Below are 19,320 nucleotides of genomic sequence, written 5' to 3' on the forward strand. Positions count from 1 at the left end.
GCATCATTTCCGCTTGCCGCGCGCGACCTCGTCGCCGGCGCCCGGCGGCAGCCGGCGCGTGATCGGAATCGACGCGAACGAGCACAGCCCGACCACGACGAACGCCGGCCAGAAGTCCGACCACACCATCGTCTGATGCCCCTGCAGCCAGTGCGACAGATGCAGCACGAGGCCGGCGACCGTCACGCCGAGCCCGAGCGACATCTGCTGGACGACGCTGCCGAGGCTCGTCGCGCGCCCTGCATCGGCCTGCGAAATATCGGCGTAGATCATCGAGTTGAGGCTCGTGAACTGCAGCGCGGGAAAGATTCCGCCCACCAGCACGATGGTCCAGATCGCCCAGGTCGGCATGCCCGGATGGAACACGCCGTATGCGGCGATCGCGAGCCCGGCGAACGCGGCGTTGTAGATCAGTACCGTGCGAAAGCCGAAGCGGCGCAGCGTATGGGTGGCCGTCGAGCGGCTCACCGCGCCGCCGAGCGCCGACGCGCAGGTGATCAGCCCGGAGTGGAACGCGCTCATGCCGAGTCCTTCCTGCAGCGCGAGCGGCAGCAGGAACGGCACCGCGCCGAGGCCGATCCGGAACAGCGAGCCGCCTACCACGCTCGCGTGGTAGGTCGGAATCTTCAGGAAGCTCAGATCGAGCACCGGCCGCGTCTTGCGGCGCGCGTACGGCACGTACAGCGCGAGCATCGCCGCGCCGACCGCGCACATCGCGATCGCGTTGCCGCGCGACGTGAGCGCGCCGTCGATCAGCGTCAGCCCCATCAGCAGCAGCGCGGCGCCGCTCGCCGACAACAGGAACCCGAACCAGTCGAGCGGGCCGGGATCGGGCTCGTGCGTATTCGCGATGTGCTTGCTCGCCAGATAGATGCCGTAGATGCCGATCGGTACGTTGATGAAGAAGATCATCCGCCAGTGCAGATAGGTCGTGATGAAGCCGCCGACCAGCGGCCCGAGCGTGGGGCCGAACAGCGCGGGAATCGCGAGGTAGTTCATCGCGCGCACGAGCTCGGCGCGCGGCACCGCGCGGAAGATGATGATGCGGCCGACCGGCACCATCATCGCGCCGCCGACGCCCTGCACGAAGCGCGCGAAGGTCAGCAGGCCGAGCGAGTTGGAGGCCGCGCACAACAGCGAGCCGGCGACGAAAATGCCGATCGCGGTGCGGAATACCGAACGTGCGCTGAAGCGGTCGGCGAGCCATCCGCAGATCGGGATGAAGACGCCGAGGCCGACCACGTAGGCCGTGATCGCGATGTTCAGGGTGACGGGACTGTGCCCGAAGTCTCTCGCCATCGCGGGCAGCGCGGTGACGATGATGTTGGCGTCGACGCTTTCCATGAACAACGCACAGGCAACGATGAGCGGTGCTAGAAAGACGGGCGACATGGGCAGGGCGCGCGGTAAAGGCGCCATTATGCCCACATTGTGGGGATCGCGTCACGCAGCCGTGCGCGTGTTCCGCATGTTGCAATAGTCGTTCCTGTTACGGCGTCGCGAAGCAGAGACGACTGCGCCGGCGCCTCGGCTCCCGGCGACGCGCCCAGCCCGACTTGCGCGCGTCGCGCGTTTCGTGCGACAGTCCACCCACATCAGCGAAACACCACAATGCGCATCGATCGACGGCCATCGAGACGAGCGCCCGCGCGAACGAGACCCCTGCCGATCCACTGGCCACCGAAAGGAGGGGACACGTCATGACATCGCGTCGTGCCGAATCGATCGCATCACATCCCGGTCTGCATCCGTCCACGTCCACGTCCATGCCTGCGCCGCGTCCGCGCTGCGCGGCCGTACTTGCCATCGCTTATCTTGCCGTCGCCGGCTGCGCCGCACAGGCCGACAATGCGAACCACGCGGCGAGCCAGCCCGCGATGCAGACGGCCGCAGCGCCGGCAAGCGCCGCATCGGGCGCGCTGCTGCCGCCGCCGAGCCAGCTGTACGGCGACCTGTTCGTCGCGGTGCAGACCGCGCAGCTCTATCCCGACCAGAAGACGTTCGTCGACGCGACGCCCAATACCGATCCGGCGACGATCGTCCAGTTGTATCAGCAACAGAAATCCCAGCCGGGCTTCTCGCTGAAGGCGTTCGTCGACCAGTACTTCACGGCGCCGCCGCAGGGTGGCGTCACGCCGCCCGCGAACCTGACGCTGCGTCAGCACATCGACTGGCTGTGGCCGCAGCTCACGCGGACCACGACGAGCGTGCCGCCGTACAGTTCGCTGGTTCCGATGCCGAAGCCGTACGTCGTGCCCGGCGGCCGGTTCCGCGAAGGCTACTACTGGGACACCTATTTCACGATGCTCGGGCTGCAGGTGTCGGGGCGCGAGGATCTGGTCGACGACATGCTCGACAACTTCGCGTACCTGATCGACACGGTGGGCCACATCCCGAACGGCAACCGCACGTACTACGCGAGCCGCTCGCAGCCGCCGTTCTTCGCGTACATGGTCACGCTCGCCGCGCGGGCGGAAGGCGACACGGTCTACCAGAAGTATCTGCCGGCGCTGCGCAAGGAGTATGCGTACTGGATGCAGGGCGAAAGCGCGGCGCCGCGCGGCGAGGCCGTGCGCCACGTGGTCGCGATGCCGGACGGCGCGGTGCTCAATCGCTACTGGGATGCGAGCGACACGCCGCGCGACGAGTCGTATCTCGAGGACGTGACGACGGCGAAGGCCGTGCCGAGCCGTCCGGCGAACGACGTGTACCGCGACCTGCGCGCGGGCGCCGAAAGCGGCTGGGACTACAGCTCGCGCTGGTTTGGCGACGGCAGGACGCTCGCGACGATCCGCACGACGTCGATCGTGCCGGTCGACCTGAACAGCCTGATGTTCCATCTCGAGACGACGATCGTGAAGGGCTGCACGGTCGCGCGCGACGTCGGATGCGTGGTCGATTTTTCCGCGCGGGCCGCGCGCCGCGCCGCCGCGATCAACCGCTATCTGTGGAACCGCCACGGCTATTACGGCGATTACGACTGGCAGTTGCGCAAGCCGCGCGACGGCGTGACGGCCGCTGCGCTGTATCCGCTGTTTGCCGGCGTCGCGTGGCCGGAGCGCGCGAAGGCGACCGCGCGCGAGGTACGCAAGACGCTGTTGCAGCCGGGCGGCCTCGCGACGACGACGCAGAACACCGGCCAGCAGTGGGATGCGCCGAATGGCTGGGCGCCGCTGCAATGGATCGCGATCGAAGGGTTGCGGCGCTACGGCGAACCGGCGCTCGCGAAGGACATCGGCACGCGCTTTCTCGCCGACGTGAAGCACGTGTATGCGACCGAAGGCAAGCTCGTCGAGAAGTACGTGGTGGAGGGCGCCGGCGAGGGCGGCGGTGGTGGCGGGGAATATCCGCTGCAGGACGGCTTTGGGTGGACCAACGGCGTCACGCTGAAACTGCTCGGGTTGTATGGGGAGTAGCGGCGGTTGGCGCTGACGTGTGGCGACTAACGTGCGTTGGTCGAGACCTGATCTCCCGGTCAGCGGGAGATCAGGTCGGGGATTGCTTTGGGGTTGCTTCGTCAAGGGGGCGCGATCGACCCGGAGCGGTCAGTAGGATGTCCCCAAAGCGGTCGTTCGGTGGCGGACAATCGTACCACCCTAGGTAATTGACCGCGACGGACCTTGTCGCCAACGTCAAAGTTTTATTAGACGGGGTACGAAAACGTCGAGATCTGAATAAACGGCTCGATTTGCAATCGAAATCCGTAAGGCGGCGTATGTGTCTGGTCGAATCGCCCTTCGAATACTTTGGCGGTACAGAATTCGATATATGTCCGACCGTCGTCTCGCATGACACGTGCACCTGGACAATCCAACAAGTTGAGCCGAACAAGCGGCTCTGCCCCCGCATTGCCAAGCAAAATCTCAACGTCGCAATTGAGCGGCCATATAGTTAGACTCAAGAAAACGGAGGCTCTCGAAACGAGATACCGATAGGAGATCCCATACTCTTCCTCGACTGGAGGGACTTCAAGTGCTTCAAGGAAATCCAACGGTTCCCACGAGAATGTCGGCATAGAGCTTCCTGTTGTATTGCAGCCGGTCGCCTGTGGCGGACTCTGCGCTAGCGCATCCGCTCTTCATTTGAATTTCGCTCACCTTGGTCGATGTCGTCGATCTAGGCTGCAGCGTCGAGCAACCGCTTTTGGCTGCGGATTCAACCTCGGCAACTCGATATCGCCACTCATATCAAAATACTTCGAACGAACACCAGGCGGGCACAAACTGCTCAAAGACAAAAAAGTCATCGATGTATGTCAGCCCAAGCCGTTCCAATGACTTCGTGCACTCATCGCCCGCATCGCCGCCGAAGAACGGGCCAAGCGACAAGAAACTATCGGATTCGTCAAAATATTCCCGAAAATTGAATTCGACCATGACCGACGATATGTCGACATTCTTGGCTGCTAGCGCAGCCCGCCGGACAACGATTCCGAAATCTCTCGAAACTTTCATCGATATTGACCAAAGGCAAGCGGGTACTGATCATTGTCGGCGATCTAGTCCGTATCGTCGAGTGTCTGAAACTGGCCGCAGTGCGCCCTTCGATTCAGTCATAGTACGACAGTGCGACCAAAGCGGCCCCATGCTCGCGCGTACGTCGCCAGTTCACGAAAGCGCACGCGTCTTGCAAAGACTCGAATAGATCTGGACAGCGCCTTCTGAAACTGATGACAGCGCCAAGCTGTATCGCCAACGTCTCTCCCGGCCTAACATGCAAGCTCGTCATCGCGGCCTCGGGATCATCGAGGTAACTCAAACAGTCAATCAACGCGTCCATGTTGTTGCCATAAAACGCGGGAAAACCAAAGATCTGCGAGAAGACCCGATGGAATGAAGGCCAGTCCGTAATTTTAGTCGTGTCTACGAATACGTTCGTCATCGCGCTATTCCGAATTCCATTTTGCGTCTGACCGGTTCCGATAGATGCTCCATCGTCGGATCGTTGACGATTCTTGCACCGAGTACCAGTGACCGTTCCTGGCCGAACCGAGTCAGCCGATCTGGTTCTGTCTATTTGGTCTAGCCGGCCTTAATACAGCTAACGGCAATCGGCTGCGACCGCCGGGGATCAGCTGCCGCAGCAGTAGCCGAAGCCCAATCCCCAAGCCGACTGCCCGTTCGACCACGCACCGCACTGCCGCGCGAGCGACGGTGAGGTGCGGCACCTCCCACCCAACCCGCCCATCAGAACGTAATCGTAGTGCGCACCCCGATCACCGTTTCATCCCCGATGCGCGCGCCGGCCGCGTTCGGGTTCGGGATCCCGCCGCCCGGCCGGAAGAAGTGCTGCAGGTCGGCCTGCAACTGCCACCACGGCGCGACCTGATACTGGTAGGTCGCCTCGATCACCGTTTCCGCGCGGCGCACCGGGTAGCCGGGCGTCTGATACGTGCCGGTGTCGCCGTCGAGCGCGCGCGCATGCGAGCCGATCTTGGTATAGCCGATCGCGATGCCGGCCGTGTCGTCGTCGCGGCCGCGGAACGGCGCCTTGAGCGTGATGCCCGCATTGGCCGCGAAATCGACGATGTTGCGATCGCCCGGCGCGCCCATCACGCGCGCGAACACGCCGACCGAACGCGGGCTGTCCGGCGCCGGCCGCCAGATCATCTGGTCCGCGCCCGCATAGAAGCCGTAGTTGCCGTGATGCGTGGCCGCAATCCCGTTGCTGGCGGGGTTCGCGAGCGACAGCCCGTCGGTGCCGACGCGCGGATCGTTCGCGTGCTGCGTCTGATACCAGAAGCCGATCTTGTAGGTGCCGGGCAGGCCGGCCGGCGGCGGCGCCTTCGGGTCGGACGACGGCGCGTTCAGCGCGTACTGCAGCTCGCCGATCACGAATGCGCCGCTGCGCAGGTTGAAGTTGGTGCCGTGCGCGTTCAGCGTCTGCGCATCGCCGTCGCTGCGGCCGGCCGCGTTGCCGTCGTAGACGCCGATCATTGCCGTCCACGCGTCGGCCGGCTTCACGCGCAAGCGCACGCCGAGCGACGACAGCGGATACGCCGGGCCGCCGGCCGGCAGGTCGGTGGCCGGCAGCACCGGCCAGCCGAACGTCGAGTTGATGAACGTCGCCGCGTACTGGCTGACCATGAACTCCTGGTCGACGCTCTGCTGGCCGATCCGCACGTCCGCCTTGCCGTCGAAAAACGCCTGCTGGTACCACAGCTCCCACAGGCGCGTGGTCGAATTCGCCTCGATGCCGGTCGCCGTCTGCAGCGTCTGCAGATAGCGCGACGTGAGGTTGGTGCCGTGGATCTGCAGCCCCGACACGTTGAACGTGCCGCCCGGCAGCCCGATCGCCTTCTGCGCATCGACGGTGAAGCCGAACTGCGTGAGCCCCTGATAGGCGCCGCCGCGCTGCGTGCCGCCCGCGGCGTTGTACAGGTACTCGCTGGTTTCCTGCAGGTTCAGCGTGACGCCGTGCTCGCCGAGCACGTCGCGCAGGCCGCCGATGTTGCCGAACAGGTTCGACCGTTCCCACAAACCGGTGGGCTCGGCAGCATCGGCGGCCTGGGTGGGGGCAGCGGCGCCGCTCGCGCCGGCAACCGGGTCCGGCGCGGCCGCGGGCGGCAGCGCTTGCGCGAGCGCCGGAGCGGACGCCAGCGACAGCAGCAGCGTGGCGAACGCCGGCAGGCGCGGCTTGCGAGCGACGGGTTTGAGATGGTTCTTCATGTGATTTTCCGTGTGGCGGTCCGATCAGTGAGATTGATGAAGAAAGATTGCAGTGCAGCGCGCGTTGCTAAGCGCGCGTGGCGATGCCCGTTACGGCAGCCAGCCGGCGACGCGCGAAACCTGCGCGAAGCCGACTCGCGATGCGCTCGCGCAGAGCAGCGCGCCGAGCGCGACGGCCGCGGCCATCGCGGCGAGCAGCGCGCAATCGAGCGCGCGCCACGCGGCACGCAGCTGCACGCGTGCGGCGTCGCGCCGGTGGCGGCGTGCGTGCGCAAGCGGGGAGCGCCTGCCGAGCGCACAGCGCGTGCGTCCTGCCTGCAAGCATCGCTCGAGTCTGAGTGAAAACGATTGAACGACCATGACGCTGCCTCCGGCCGCACCGGCGCATGCCGGACGGCGTGACCGAGCGCGGGCGCGGCACGCGGCCTGCGATCGGCGATTGAAACGTAACGGAAGCGTGCGACGGACGTGCCGGCAATGCCGGCCGAAGGAAGCGCGCTAACCCGACTGATGCGAGCTAGCGGCGAAAGACGTGAGCCTGGCTGCTATCTCGCGATGGCTTGGCCGGCCTGAACCGGCCCCGAACTGCAACTGGAGCTAGTGTCCACGGAGGGGACTCCCGTGATGAATTTGGGGCGGATTGTAGTCGCGACTTTTGCTGCGGTGCAAGCAAAAATCGCATGAAAGCTGCGGTCGCGGCGCGCCGATGCGCGGTGACGAGCCCCTGGCGGCGGCGCGACGCAGCGCGTCAAAGCGTGCCCCGGCGGGCGTTGCACCGTTGTTCGCGCGCATCGGCGCAACGCCGCGCCGCGACGCGCTGAAAGGTTGCGCCGCGTGATGTCGAGCGCAAATCTTTCAGCGTCGGCGGCCGCGAAAATTATTTCGGGAAATGGCGTTTCCAGGGGTTGACTTCACTTTCGGGCGATCCATAGAATCCGGCATCTTCACTCTTGGGGCCGCCGCCTTGGACGCCTGCAGTAGTCGATCTTCGAACGAAATTTCCGCCTGAGCGACCGACGTCCGCGCCTCATCGAAGCCGCCGTTTGTCCGTCAGGCAAACGGTGCGCGCAGCAGTTTCCGCAGTAACTCCCTACGTGCACCCTGATTCGCGCCGGTCGGCGTGATGCGTTCGCGCATCCGCATTCCGGTTTCGCCGCCGCTCGTTGCGCGGCCGCGTTCGCGCATGCGTTTCGCCTGCGCCCGAACGACGGTCCGCGCGCCGCGCGGCGGCCAACCGTGTTCTCCGGAACACCGCACAGGAGCCGCCATGAACGACAGTGACAGTTGTCCCTTATGCCCGTTGCACCCACCGACCCAATTGAACCGGGATCGCAGGGACTTTCCGGCCGACTAGCCTGACGCATCGTTCAGCCCCGGACTGGCCCCGCGCCCACCACGCGGCCCGGCATGCATGCCGCCCGCCAAGGAGCCAGATCATGAACTTCGGCCTTCTGCTGTCGAACCTTCCGCACGTCACGGAATCGCGCCGTCACTACGACGCGATGCTGACACTCGACGCCCGCCCGCGGGTGTTCTCGCGCTTCATCTCCCGCTTGAAGTCGCTGTTCCACTGAATCGCAGCACCGAGCAAGCCTCGGCATGCGCGCGGCGGCCGCTCCGCGCGCGTATGCCAAGGCCACGCGCTTGGCCAAACACATCTGCCGTACGGAATTCATCATGTCCACGCCATCGAACGTCTCTCCACCGATCGCCGTCGAACGCAGCGCCGTGCTCGACGAAGCCCACCTGGGCGACATCCGCGGCGCGCTCGGCACGATCGCGCATCACGACACCGCCGCGCGCGGCACCTGGTGGGCGCGGCTGCGCACGCTGCTGGCGATCATCGGGCCCGGTCTGATCGTGATGGTCGGCGACAACGATGCCGGCGCGTTCGGCACCTATACGCAGGCCGGCCAGAACTACGGCACGACGCTGCTGTGGACGCTGCTGCTGCTCGTGCCGGTGCTGTACGTGAACCAGGAAATGGTGCTGCGGCTCGGCGCTGTCACGGGCGTGGGCCATGCACGGCTGATCTTCGAGCGCTTCGGCAAGTTCTGGGGTGCGTTCAGCGTGATCGACCTGTTCCTGCTCAACGCGTTGACGATCGTCACGGAGTTCATCGGCATCACGTTCGTGCTCGCATTCTTCGGGCTCCCGAAGGTGGCTGGCGTGTGCGTCGCGGCCGCGCTGACGATGGCCGCGGTGAGTACCGGAGACTTCCGGCGCTTCGAGCGCTTCGCGATCGTGCTGTGCGTGCTGAGCCTGCTGCTCGTGCCGGTGCTCGTGTCGATCCATCCGCCGGTGTCGCAGATGTCGCGCGACTTCTTCATCCCGAACTGGCCCGCGCACGCGAAGCTGTCGGACGTGATGCTGCTCGTGATCGGCATCGTCGGTACGACGGTCGCGCCGTGGCAGCTGTTCTTCCAGCAGAGCTACGTGATCGACAAGCGCATCACGCCGCGCTTCATGAAGTACGAGAAGATCGATCTGTGGATCGGCATCGCGTTCGTGCTGATCGGCGCGGTCGCGATGATCGGCTTCAGCGCCGCGCTGTTCGGCGGCCATCCGGAAGCCGGCAACTTCACCGATGCGGGCGGCATCATCGCCGGCCTCGAGAAATACGCGGGCCGCACGAGCGCGACGCTGTTCGCGGTCGCGCTGCTCGACGCATGCATCATCGGCGCCGCGGCCGTGTCGCTGTCGACCGCGTACGCGATCGGCGACGTGTTCAAGATCCGCCATTCGCTGCATCGCGGCGTGTCCGATGCGAAGGGCTTCTATCTCGTCTACTTCGGGATCGTCGCGGCCGCGGCCGCGCTGGTGCTGATTCCGGGCAGCCCGCTCGGCCTCTTGACCGAAGCGGTGCAGACGCTCGCCGGCGTGCTGCTGCCGAGCGCCACGGTGTTCCTGCTCGTGCTGTGCAACGATCGCCAGGTGCTCGGGCCGTGGGTCAACTCGACGCGGCTGAACGTGTTCACGGGCGCGGTGATCTGGGTGCTCGTGCTGCTGTCGATCATCCTGACCGCCTCGGTGATGTACCCGGACATCAGCGGCGAAGCGATCGTCGACGTGCTGGTGGGCGGCACCGTGCTCGCGATCGCCGGCTATCTCGCGACGGTGCTGATCCGCCGCAACCGGCGCGTCGTCGAGCCTGGCATCGATCGCTCGCTGCGCGACGCGTGGCGCATGCCGCCGCTCGATTCGCTCACGCCGCAGAAGATGACCGTCGCGACGCGCGTGTGGATGGCCGTGCTGCGCGGCTATCTGGTGGTGGCGGTGGGCTTGGTGATCGTCAAGGTCGTGCAGATGACGTTGCTGAAGTAGCGCGGCGCGCGGTGGTCGCGCTACATGCGAACATGCCGGCCCGCGAGGCCGGCATGTTCGTTTACGCAGTAGCATGAGCGGTTGCTTACGCCGCTGCGTTGCCCGCGTCAGATCAACTCGAGCTTCGACGTGAGGTACGTGAGCTGAATCCGGTTCGCGACGCCGAAGCGCTTGCGCAGCTTGCGCAGGTGATAGTCGACGTTGTGCGCGCTGGTGTCGAGGCGCCGGCCGATCTCCTTGTCCGAGGCGCCTTCCGCGATGCCCAGCAACAGTTCCTGCTCGAACGGCGTGAGCCCGTTGATCGCGCGTTCGCGCGACGTCGCGATCAGCTGCGGCGACGCGAACTTGTGCACCGACAGCCCGATCGACAGCGCCTGCTCGATCGTCGTCGGCGCGATCCATTCGCGGGTGCGGCGCGGCGCGGTGAAGCTCATGAACGCATGCAGCCGGGTGCCGGGCACGGCCATCGAATACATGATGCCGCTGCACATCCCGTCGTCCTGCATCGTCTGCAGGAAACCGTCGAGCGCGGCCGACGTCACGCACGGGCCGCCGTCGCGCTCGCGATGCTCGCGGCGCAGCTGTTGCAGATCCCACACGATCGGCATGTTGCACACACGCGCGCCGAGCGTGCGCGGATCGACGTCGTGATGGCTGTGGCGCACGTAGTCGCCGCGGTAGGTGGCCGGCGTGAACGCCTCGTGCAGATAGAGACTCTCGACGTGCTCGCGCGAGAACTCGAGCGCGAAATACGCGAAGGTCGAGAAGCCGGTCAGGTGCAGCAGGCTCGCGACGATCCGGTTGCGCTCGGCCGTGCTTTGCGCCTGCGCGAGCGTATCGGCGACGCCGAGCTTCGGCGCGTTCGGCTGCGCGACCTCGCCGAGCTTGACGTCGTCGCACCAGACGACCTGCACCGGCCGCTCCCTCGACGCGTTTGCGTTCGCGATCGGACGCTGCGACAAACGGGCCATGCTGCCTGGGGCGACCGCTTCTTCATGCAATGCAATATCGGACATGAGCCATCCCTCGGAATCGACGCGCATCGCCGGGCAGTTGCCGTGTCGTACACGGTGTGAGCGGCGTGCGATCGAGCATCGTTATGATTTGCGCCGATCGTCATCCTGACGAAACGCGGGGGCATTGTACAAAAATGCCTGGGTACGCGTAATATGCCGTAATACTAATCGCCGCGAAAGGTTCATGCTCGCGTGCGCATACAGCCGACCAGAAAATCATAAATAAAAGACCAGATCGTGACGGGGCAGGTTCACATATTGGGAAAGGGTGGGCGCCTCATGACACATGCTGACGACGCACCGCGCGTCGAATGGTTTTCGCAAACGGATATCGCGGCCGCTGCCGCTTATTCGACGGAAATTCACGCCGTCGAGCGCGACGTTTTTACCGGCGCGCGCATTCCATCCGGTAAATCGGACACATCTACGCTCGATTTCGCGCAATGCCATGCGCGCTTGAGACAAATCGGATTCAGCACGCTCGGCTACGGCGCATACGAGATGATCGGGCGGCGCATTCTGTGCGCGCATCTGTTGCGCGATCTTGCGCCGCCGACCTTCATGCAGCCGTATATCGAGGGCATGCTGTACGAGAACGATCCGCGCTTCGCGCAGGTTCGGCAAAGCGGTTTTCCGGTCGCGTGGCGGCTCGACGACATCGAAGGCGTCGCGCACGCGAGCGGCGATCGCAAGGTGCTCGCGCTGGCTGGACACCTGCGTGCGCATGCGATGAACAGCGGCGTGATCTTCAGCCTGTCGGCGCCGCGGCTCGATCTGCGTGTCGCGGTGAACCTGACGTCGGAGAGCCACGGCACGGAATGGATCGACGATCGCGTGATCGGCGGCGCGCTGTCGGTGAGCCTCGCCGTGCATCGCGTCGCGTTGCCGTTCCTCGAGGCGCGCGTCGCGCGCATGCGCGGCTTCGCGCTCGGCGACGAGCAGCAGCAGGTGCTCGAGCGCCTCGTGCACGGGCTGTCCGACCAGGAAATCGCGAGCGCGCTGCGCACCTCGTTGCACAAGGTCGGCCACCACATCCGCTCGCTCGAAAAACTGTTCAACGTGCGCAACCGCGCGCAGCTCGCCTATCTCGCCGGACGTCGTCTGGAGTCCTGAGCCTGAGGTCATGGGAGGCCCGCGCGGCGCCCGCCGCGCGATGGAAGCGGTTCCGGCCGCGCGCCGCGACGGCCGCGCGCCGCGACGGCCGTCATCGGGTTTCGTAGTCCGTTTCGGCGGCTGCCGTAAAACCGCCGGAACGCTACGAGGCGCGCCCGTTTTTGCGCGGTTGCGCGTCGCTACACTCGTCCCATTCAACGGTCCGCACTGCGGGGCATGACGGCCCGCGTCGCGCGACGACAACGACAGGACGACGGCACGATGGCAGAACCCAAGGCGCTTCCCCGCGACTGGCAGCGGATTTTTTCCGCCGGCCGGGGCGTGTCCGGGCAGCGTCTCGGCGCGTCGCCGCGCGCCGATCTGTTTCTCGCCGCGTTCATCGTGTCGGTGGTCGCGCTGTTCATCCTGCCGCTGCCGCAGGCCGCGCTCGACGGGATGATCTCGCTGAACCTCGCCGCCAGCGTCGTGCTGCTGACCGTGTCCACCTATGTGCCGTCCGCCGTCAGTTTTTCGGCGTTTCCGGCGCTGCTGCTGTTCACGACGCTGTTCCGGCTCGCGCTGAACATCGCGTCGTGCAAGCTGATCCTGCTGCATGCGAACGCCGGCCACGTGATCGACGCGTTCGGGCGGCTGGTGGTCGGCAACAACGTCGTGGTCGGCGGCGTGGTGTTCCTCGTGATCGCGGTCGTGCAGTTCATCGTGATCGCGAAGGGCTCCGAACGCGTGGCCGAAGTCGGCGCGCGCTTCTCGCTCGACGCGATGCCGGGCAAGCAGATGAGCATCGACGCCGACCTGCGCGCCGGCATCATCAGCGCCGACGAAGCGCGCGAACGCCGCGAGAAGCTCGAGCAGGAATCGCAGATGCACGGCGCGATGGACGGCGCGATGAAGTTCGTCAAGGGCGACGCGATCGCGGGCCTCGTGATCGCGTTCATCAACATCGTCGCGGGGATCGCTGTCGGCACGCTGATGCACGGAATGGACATCGGCGAGGCGCTGCAACGCTACGCGATCCTGACGGTCGGCGACGGCATGGCGTCGCAGATTCCGTCGCTGCTCGTGTCGATCGCGGCCGGCATCGTGACGACGCGCGTCGCCACGCGCGATGCGCGGCAGCGCCAGCTCGGCGAACAGCTGGGCGAGCAGCTCGGCGCACATCCGCGCGCGCTCCTCATCGCGGCGCTGGTGCTGGCCGGCTTCCTGGTCGTGCCCGGCTTCCCGAAATGGTCGTTCGCGCTCATCGCGCTCGGCCTCGGTGCGTTCGCGGTGGCGCAGCTGAAGCGCAAGACGACGGCGCCGAGCTTCAACCTGATCCACGTCGCCGGCCGCATCGGCGCGGCCGACGACGGGCAGCCGGCGAAGGTGTCGCACGCGGCGGGCATCACGTCGCTGATCGCGGTGTCGCTGTCGGACGATCTGCGCGCGGCGCTGAACCTCGCGCAGCTGCAGACGGCGCTGTCGAGCGCGAAGGCGCGCGTCGACGCGGACATCGGCACGGTGTTTCCGCGCATCACGTTGAACGACGACGAAGGCGCACCGGCGTCGAGCTACCGGATCTACCTGCAGGACGTGCTGGTCGCGCACGGCGCGCTGAAGCCGGGCTGGCTGCTGTGGGATGGCGTGGCACCGCTGCCGGAGCGCGCGGAACGCCAGCCGGCCGAAGCATTCGGCCCGTTCGCGACCGCGCTGTGGATCAAGCCCGACGGCGCGGCGCCGGACGGCAAGTGGCTGACGAGCGAAGCGGCGCTCGCCGCGCACGTCGAGCAGATCGTGCGCCAGCACGCGGACGAACTGCTCGGAATCCAGGAGACGCAGGCGCTCGTGCATCTGGTGCGCCGCGATCATCCGGAGCTGGTCGGCGAGCTGACGCGGCTCGTGCCGCTGCAGCGCATCACCGAGGTGTTGCGCCGGCTGCTCGCCGAACAGGTGCCGATCCGCAACCTGCGCGTGATTTTCGAAAGCCTCATCACGTGGGCGCCGAACGAGCCCGACGACGTGATCGCGCTGGTCGAGCTGGTGCGCGTCGACCTGCGCCGGATGATCACCGACCGTCATGCGGGCGCAACGCGGCAACTGCGCGTCGTGCTGTTCGAGCAGAACCTGCAGGAGCGCATCGAGAACGCGGTGATGCGCACCAAGCAGGGCAATTTCCTCGCGCTGTCGAGCGCGGTCAAGCAGGACATCGGCGAACAGGTGCGCGCGATCGCCAACACCGCACAGGCCGCACCGGCCGCGCACGGCGCCGCCGCCGGCACGCCGAGGCTCGCGGTGATGGTCGCGCTCGGCGCGCGCCGCTACGTGAAGACGATCCTGCAGCCGGTGCTGCCCGATTTGCCCGTGCTGTCGTATCAGGAGATCGAGGAGGACGTGCAGCTGCACACGGTCGGGTGGGTGAAGAACCCGCCCGACGACGGCACGGTCGGCGCGGGCGCCGGCGTGCGCGCACCGGGAGCCGTGCAATGACCAGCTCGACGATTCTCGACCTGACGCGTCAGGCGCTGATGCTGGTGCTGCTGCTGTCGCTGCCGATCGTCGCGATCGCCACCGTCACGGGCCTCGTCGTCGCGATCCTGCAGGCCGTCACGCAGGTGCAGGACGCCAACATCGGCATCGCGGTGCGGCTGATCGCCGTGATGGTCGCGCTGGTGCTGCTGTCCGGCTGGCTCGGCGGCGAAGTGCTGCGCTTCGCGCAGCAGGCGCTGGAACGCATGTTCGTTTCTTCCACAGGAGTGCTTTGATGCGTCGACGCGTCGCCCCGATCCGGATTCAACCGCGCCGCCTGCAACGCGCCGCATTCGCGATGTGCGCGACCGCGCTGCTCGCCGCGGCGCTGTGCATGACGGTCGCGCAACCGGCGCGCGCGGCGGACCTGCGCTGGCGCAACAAGCCGTTCACGATCGTCGCGAACGGCAAGAAGATCGGCGACTTCATCCGCGAGCTCGCGTCGTCGCAGGGCGTGACGGCCGTGGTCGATCCGAAGGTCGACGGCGTGATCAGCGGCCGCTTCTCGGGCACGCCGCAGCAGACGCTCGACACGATCTGCTCGACCTACGGGCTCACGTGGTACTACGACGGCTCGTTCCTGTACGTCGATCCGGCCGACCAGTCGCAGACGCAGATGATCCCGATCCCGCCGAACGCGGCCGGCGAGATCGGCCGCGCGCTGCAGGCGATGCAGATTCCGGACAAGCGCTACACGCTCGTGATCAACGATCGCGCCAACAGCGTCTACGTGGCCGGCCCGCGCCGCTACGTCGAGCTGGTGCGGCAGGCGGTCGGCTCGGTCGGCGATCCGTCGGCGAACGGCGCGCACGCGGACATCCGCGCGTTCCGGCTGAAGTACGGCTGGGCGTCGGACTTCACGATCAACCGCTCGGGCAAGGAGGTGACGGTGCCGGGCGTCGCGTCGATCCTGCGCCGGCTGTTCGGCCGGGACGGCAGCACGAGCGCGCTGCCGTCGAGCACGCCGCTCGGGCAGGCCGCGCGTCAGGTGAAGCTCGGCTCGGGGCTCACGATCGCGGTGCCGCGGCTCGACTTCCCCGATATTTCCGGCGGCCCGCGGCAGGGCGGCTACGGCGGCTACGGCGGCGCGGACAGCGCCGCGGGCGGCATCTCGCCGTTCTCGGCCGGTGGCGGCGGCGATGCGCTGCCGCAGATCGTCGCCGATCCGGCGATCAACGCGGTGATCGTGCGCGACCTGCCGGAGAACATGTACCGCTACCAGTCGCTGATCGACCAGCTCGACGAGCGGCCGCGCATCGTCGAGATCAACGTGACGATCATCGACATCAACGAGGATTCGCTCGACAGCCTCGGGATCGACTGGCGCCTGCACACGACGCATGGCGACGTGCAGATCGGCAACGGCCAGAATCCGCTGAACGGCAACACGCAGTACAACGGCGCGGGCAACCCGCCGCTCACGTTCGGCATCGGCGCGTCGGAAACCGGCCAGACCGGCACCTTCATGCCGACCGGCATCGCGTTGACGGCGTCGATCGGCGGGTCGCTGCGCAACTACCTGCTCACGCGCGTCAACGCGCTCGCGCAGAAGGGGCAGGCGCAGCTGCGCTCGAAGCCGAAGGTGCTCGCGCTCGACAACACCGAGGCGATCCTCGAGAACCTCACGCAGTTCTACGTGCAGGTGCAGGGCTATCAGGATTCGTCGCTGTACAGCGTGACGACGGGGACGAGCATCAAGGTCACGCCGATGATCGTCGACGAGGCGATCCGCCATGCGGCCGCGGTGTCGGGCACGCCGCAGAGCGTGATGATGTCGATCGACATCCAGGACGGCAACATCGTGCCGGGGCAGGCGGTGTCGAACGTGCCGGTGATCCAGCAGCGCAACATCGTCACCAAGACGATGATCGACGAAGGCAAGAGCCTGCTGATCGCCGGCTTCAACGACGACGAGGTGCGGCTCAACAAGAGCGGCGTGCCGTGGCTGTCGGACATTCCGCTGATCGGCAACCTGTTCAAGTACACCGACAAGTCGGGCAACCACATGGAGCGCTTCTACCTGCTGACGCCGCGCGTGGTGACGAACGCGTCGATGTATGCGCCCGACGGCTCGCCGGTGAATCCGGGCGCGGACGCGCCGGCCGACCCGAACGCGATGTCGATGTATCGGCCGCCCGACAACGACGTCGCGGTGCCGCTCACGCCGCGGCCGCTGCCCGGCACCAAATTCGGCCCGCCCGCGCTGCCGCCGCCGCCCGATGCGGCGTCGCAGCCCGTGGCGGCGACTGCAGGAGCGCCTGCCCATGTCGACGACCATCATTGAACCGCACGGCGACGGCCCGTTGCCCGGCGGCGCGGCAGGCGGCGCTGCGGGCGTCGTCGGTGCAGGCGGTGCAGGCGGTGCCGCGGCCGCGCTCGCGTCGCCGTGGAATCTGTGCTTCCTCAGCGGGCCGATGTACGGGCGCACGATGTCGCTCGCGCGCGGCGCGAACTGGGTCGGCACGGCGGCCGATTGCGAGGTGATCCTGCCCGATCGCGAGATCGGCGCGAAGCAGGTGTGCCTGCAGGTCGGCGCGCTCGCGGTGACCGTGCAGAACCACGGTGGCGAAGGCGCGGCGCCGGTGCTGTTCAACGACGCGCCGATCGGCGCGGGACGCCGCTCGATGACGCCGCAGGACGTCGTGACGGTGGGCTCGATCAAGCTCGGCATCGCGCGCCACGCGCAGGCTAGCGTCGCGGTGCCCGACGACGCGGATGCGCCGCACGCCGCGCACGACGCCGCCTGGCTCGCGTGGCTCACGGGCGGGCTGCGCCGGCTCGGCGGCCGACGGCTCGTGATCGTGCTGGCGGCGCTGTGGACCGGCGTGCTGCTCGGCGCGCTCGGCTACGGCTTCGTCGCGTGGTCGGGGCGGCTGCCGTGGCAGCACGAGTCGGTGCTCGCGCGCACGCACCGGTTGCAGCAGCTGCTGCACGCGTATCCGGAGCTGGCCGTCGCGCCGCGCGACGACGGCGTGATCGTGTCGGGCTACGTCGCCGATCCGGCCGCGCGCGAACGCGTCGCGCAAATCGTCGCGGGCGTCGACAACGCGGCGCTCGGCAACATCTACGTGGTCAGCGATCTCGTCGCGACCGCGCAGACTTATTTCAGCGACACGCCGCTGACGGTCGCCTATCTCGGCCGCGGCCGCATCGAGCTGACCGGCGCGGCCCAGCGCGCGCAGATCGAGCCGCGCATCCGCAACTACATGAAGGACGCGCGCCCGGCGCTCGAGGTAGTCGACCACGTGCGCGACGCCGATGCCGGCGCGCCGCGCACGGCGACGACGCTCGGCGGCGTCGCGGGGATTCCGGAGATCACGACCGTGTTCGCTGGCGACGGCGACCAGCGCTACATCGAGACGGTCGACGGCAGCCGCTATTTCGAAGGCGCGCGGTTGAAGGAAGGGCCGACCGTCGTGTCGATCGGCCCCGACGAGGTGGTGTTCGAGCGCAACGGCCAGCGCATCACGATGCCGCTCGGTGGTCCGCAGGCGAGCGCGCCCGAGCGCGTGCCGGCGCCGCCCGTGGCGCCGCTCGCGAGTGGCGCGGCGGCCGGCGTCGCGCAGCCGGTGCCGGGGCCGACGCTGCTGCCGGAAGCGCCAGCGACGCCGCCGACGACGTCCGCCGTCGCCCCGGCCGGCGCAGCAAAGGACGTGGCGAAGGACGCAACGAAGGACGCGGCGCACTAGCGCCGCGACAGGTCATGCGCATCGCGCGAGCGGTGCGCGCATCACGCGACGCGCCGCACGCATGCGGCGCGTCACGTCGCCGGCGCGGCATGGGGCCGCGGCCGGATCGGGAATCGTGGTTCACGTAAAGGAGCGCAGCATGGGTAACTCGACAGGCAGTGTGAGCAATACGGGCGACGTGCAGAAGCAGGCGGACGACCTCACCAAGACGCAGCTGGAACTCACGAAGATCAACTTCCAGGTCCAGCAGTCGACCGCGACGTTCGAAACCAGCAACGCAGTGACCGCGCAGGAAGGGACGGCGAACGCCCAGGTTGCGCAACACCTGAGTTCGGCCGGCCGCGCATGACGGCGGTCGCCGGCCGCGCCGCGCGATGCCACGTGCACGGGCTGCCCGCGACGGGCGCCCGCGCGGACCTGGACGCGCGCCGGCCGGCTCGTTTCCGGCTTTGCCGGTCAAGGAGGACACGATCATGTCGGTAACAGGCGTAGGCGCGGCGCCGCCGGGCGCGGCCGCGCTCGCGGGCGCCGCACAGCAGGCGGGCGCGGCGTCCGATCCGGCGCAGGTGCGCCAGTTCGATGCATTGATGCAGCCGGGGGCAGCGGGCGGGTCGTCGCCGTCGGCAGCGGGCGTCGCGATGTCGCGCGCGCCGGCCGATGCGGCGCCGGCCGTGCAGATGACGCCCGCGACGCCCGCGCAGGCGAACCATGCGTCGCTCGTCGAGCGCTTGCGCACGTACGGCAACGATCTCGACACGCGGTACGCGAACATCGACAAGCATCGCGCCGAGATGCTGACGTCGATGGCGGACAATCGCCGCGACCCGCTGATGACGATGGTGCAGGCGATGGACTTCCAGTGGACGGCGACCACCACGATTTCGGAATACCAGTTGAGCCTGTCGGTCGCGCAGGCGGCGAACGGCTTCACGCACACGGTGCTGAAGACGCAGGAGTGACGACGGCCGGCGCGCGGCCCGACGCGGCCGCGGGCCCTGAAGCGGACAA

General features: G+C 67.3%; 16 protein-coding genes. 10 read left to right on the forward strand and 6 right to left on the reverse strand.

From position 1 onward, the window contains the following. Positions 1 to 3: 3 nt before the first annotated feature. Positions 4 to 1,392, reverse strand: coding sequence for an MFS transporter (locus tag AK36_RS02805; RefSeq protein ID WP_014725415.1), 1,389 nt, complete (start codon positions 1,390 to 1,392; stop codon positions 4 to 6). Positions 1,393 to 1,700: 308 nt separating this feature from the next. On the opposite strand from AK36_RS02805, the gene treA reads away from it, so the two are divergent. Continuing rightward, positions 1,701 to 3,416, forward strand: a complete 1,716-nt coding sequence (treA, locus tag AK36_RS02810; protein WP_045577808.1) for an alpha,alpha-trehalase TreA — start codon at positions 1,701 to 1,703, stop codon at positions 3,414 to 3,416. A 771-nt stretch (positions 3,417 to 4,187) separates the two neighbouring features. Here treA and AK36_RS02815 read toward each other — a convergent pair. The 4 genes from AK36_RS02815 to AK36_RS02830 form a co-directional block, all read right to left on the reverse strand. Continuing rightward, a complete protein-coding gene (locus AK36_RS02815) occupies positions 4,188 to 4,454 on the reverse strand; it encodes a hypothetical protein (RefSeq protein WP_144410611.1) in 267 nt (88 codons plus the stop codon). Between the two features lie 94 nt (positions 4,455 to 4,548). After that, positions 4,549 to 4,881, reverse strand: a complete 333-nt coding sequence (locus tag AK36_RS02820; RefSeq protein WP_045577810.1) for a barstar family protein — start codon at positions 4,879 to 4,881, stop codon at positions 4,549 to 4,551. Positions 4,882 to 5,186: 305 nt separating this feature from the next. Further along, complete coding sequence (locus tag AK36_RS02825; RefSeq protein WP_045577811.1) at positions 5,187 to 6,668, reverse strand: carbohydrate porin; 1,482 nt, start codon at positions 6,666 to 6,668, stop codon at positions 5,187 to 5,189. Between the two features lie 90 nt (positions 6,669 to 6,758). Continuing rightward, positions 6,759 to 6,989: a hypothetical protein gene (locus tag AK36_RS02830; RefSeq protein ID WP_014725412.1), complete on the reverse strand. Its 231-nt coding sequence runs from the start codon at positions 6,987 to 6,989 to the stop codon at positions 6,759 to 6,761. A gap of 1,115 nt (positions 6,990 to 8,104) precedes the next feature. On the opposite strand from AK36_RS02830, the gene AK36_RS33875 reads away from it, so the two are divergent. Together AK36_RS33875 and AK36_RS02835 are read left to right on the forward strand one after the other, a co-directional pair. After that, the gene (locus AK36_RS33875; RefSeq protein ID WP_014725409.1) at positions 8,105 to 8,242 is read left to right on the forward strand and encodes a hypothetical protein; all 138 of its coding nucleotides are present in this window, start codon (positions 8,105 to 8,107) and stop codon (positions 8,240 to 8,242) included. Positions 8,243 to 8,345: 103 nt separating this feature from the next. Continuing rightward, a complete protein-coding gene (locus AK36_RS02835; RefSeq protein ID WP_011882616.1) occupies positions 8,346 to 9,992 on the forward strand; it encodes an Nramp family divalent metal transporter in 1,647 nt (548 codons plus the stop codon). 107 nt (positions 9,993 to 10,099) lie between these two features. Here the strand turns inward: AK36_RS02835 and AK36_RS02840 are convergent, their stop codons facing one another. Continuing rightward, the gene (locus AK36_RS02840) at positions 10,100 to 11,008 is read right to left on the reverse strand and encodes a helix-turn-helix transcriptional regulator (RefSeq protein ID WP_045578397.1); all 909 of its coding nucleotides are present in this window, start codon (positions 11,006 to 11,008) and stop codon (positions 10,100 to 10,102) included. 279 nt (positions 11,009 to 11,287) lie between these two features. Here AK36_RS02840 and AK36_RS02845 point away from each other — a divergent pair, with 279 nt between their 5' ends. From AK36_RS02845 to AK36_RS02875, 7 genes are all read left to right on the forward strand, one after another. Then, complete coding sequence (locus tag AK36_RS02845; protein ID WP_011882614.1) at positions 11,288 to 12,121, forward strand: helix-turn-helix transcriptional regulator; 834 nt, start codon at positions 11,288 to 11,290, stop codon at positions 12,119 to 12,121. Between the two features lie 261 nt (positions 12,122 to 12,382). Then, positions 12,383 to 14,584: a type III secretion system export apparatus subunit SctV gene (gene sctV, locus AK36_RS02850; protein ID WP_045578398.1), complete on the forward strand. Its 2,202-nt coding sequence runs from the start codon at positions 12,383 to 12,385 to the stop codon at positions 14,582 to 14,584. After that, positions 14,581 to 14,859 (forward strand): type III secretion system export apparatus subunit SctS, encoded by a 279-nt coding sequence (gene sctS / locus AK36_RS02855; protein ID WP_034194311.1) that lies wholly within the window; start codon positions 14,581 to 14,583, stop codon positions 14,857 to 14,859. The genes sctV and sctS overlap by 4 nt, the downstream gene beginning before the upstream one ends. Further along, a complete protein-coding gene (gene sctC / locus AK36_RS02860) occupies positions 14,859 to 16,907 on the forward strand; it encodes a type III secretion system outer membrane ring subunit SctC (protein ID WP_045577812.1) in 2,049 nt (682 codons plus the stop codon). Before sctS ends, sctC begins: the two co-directional genes overlap by 1 nt. Continuing rightward, positions 16,888 to 18,312 carry a type III secretion system inner membrane ring subunit SctD gene (gene sctD, locus AK36_RS02865; RefSeq protein WP_045578399.1) on the forward strand — a complete coding sequence of 475 codons (1,425 nt, stop codon included), beginning with the start codon at positions 16,888 to 16,890 and terminating at the stop codon, positions 18,310 to 18,312. The genes sctC and sctD overlap by 20 nt, the downstream gene beginning before the upstream one ends. A 139-nt stretch (positions 18,313 to 18,451) precedes the next feature. After that, on the forward strand, positions 18,452 to 18,661 hold the full coding sequence (locus tag AK36_RS02870) for a hypothetical protein (protein ID WP_011882609.1): 210 nt from the start codon (positions 18,452 to 18,454) through the stop codon (positions 18,659 to 18,661). 124 nt (positions 18,662 to 18,785) lie between these two features. After that, complete coding sequence (locus AK36_RS02875; protein ID WP_011882608.1) at positions 18,786 to 19,271, forward strand: hypothetical protein; 486 nt, start codon at positions 18,786 to 18,788, stop codon at positions 19,269 to 19,271. Positions 19,272 to 19,320 lie beyond the last annotated feature (49 nt).

It is taken from the genome of Burkholderia vietnamiensis LMG 10929 (assembly GCF_000959445.1).
GTDB classification, from domain to species: Bacteria; Pseudomonadota; Gammaproteobacteria; order Burkholderiales; family Burkholderiaceae; genus Burkholderia; species Burkholderia vietnamiensis.

Coding starts and splice junctions, on each gene's coding strand:
- AK36_RS02805 (WP_014725415.1), bottom strand. CDS start 1,392: ATGTCGCCCGTCTTTCTAGCACCGCTCATCGTTGCCTGTGCGTTGTTC.
- treA (WP_045577808.1), top strand. CDS start 1,701: ATGACATCGCGTCGTGCCGAATCGATCGCATCACATCCCGGTCTGCAT.
- AK36_RS02815 (WP_144410611.1), bottom strand. CDS start 4,454: ATGAAAGTTTCGAGAGATTTCGGAATCGTTGTCCGGCGGGCTGCGCTA.
- AK36_RS02820 (WP_045577810.1), bottom strand. CDS start 4,881: ATGACGAACGTATTCGTAGACACGACTAAAATTACGGACTGGCCTTCA.
- AK36_RS02825 (WP_045577811.1), bottom strand. CDS start 6,668: ATGAAGAACCATCTCAAACCCGTCGCTCGCAAGCCGCGCCTGCCGGCG.
- AK36_RS33875 (WP_014725409.1), top strand. CDS start 8,105: ATGAACTTCGGCCTTCTGCTGTCGAACCTTCCGCACGTCACGGAATCG.
- AK36_RS02835 (WP_011882616.1), top strand. CDS start 8,346: ATGTCCACGCCATCGAACGTCTCTCCACCGATCGCCGTCGAACGCAGC.
- AK36_RS02840 (WP_045578397.1), bottom strand. CDS start 11,008: ATGTCCGATATTGCATTGCATGAAGAAGCGGTCGCCCCAGGCAGCATG.
- AK36_RS02845 (WP_011882614.1), top strand. CDS start 11,288: ATGACACATGCTGACGACGCACCGCGCGTCGAATGGTTTTCGCAAACG.
- sctV (WP_045578398.1), top strand. CDS start 12,383: ATGGCAGAACCCAAGGCGCTTCCCCGCGACTGGCAGCGGATTTTTTCC.
- sctS (WP_034194311.1), top strand. CDS start 14,581: ATGACCAGCTCGACGATTCTCGACCTGACGCGTCAGGCGCTGATGCTG.
- sctC (WP_045577812.1), top strand. CDS start 14,859: ATGCGTCGACGCGTCGCCCCGATCCGGATTCAACCGCGCCGCCTGCAA.
- sctD (WP_045578399.1), top strand. CDS start 16,888: ATGTCGACGACCATCATTGAACCGCACGGCGACGGCCCGTTGCCCGGC.
- AK36_RS02870 (WP_011882609.1), top strand. CDS start 18,452: ATGGGTAACTCGACAGGCAGTGTGAGCAATACGGGCGACGTGCAGAAG.
- AK36_RS02875 (WP_011882608.1), top strand. CDS start 18,786: ATGTCGGTAACAGGCGTAGGCGCGGCGCCGCCGGGCGCGGCCGCGCTC.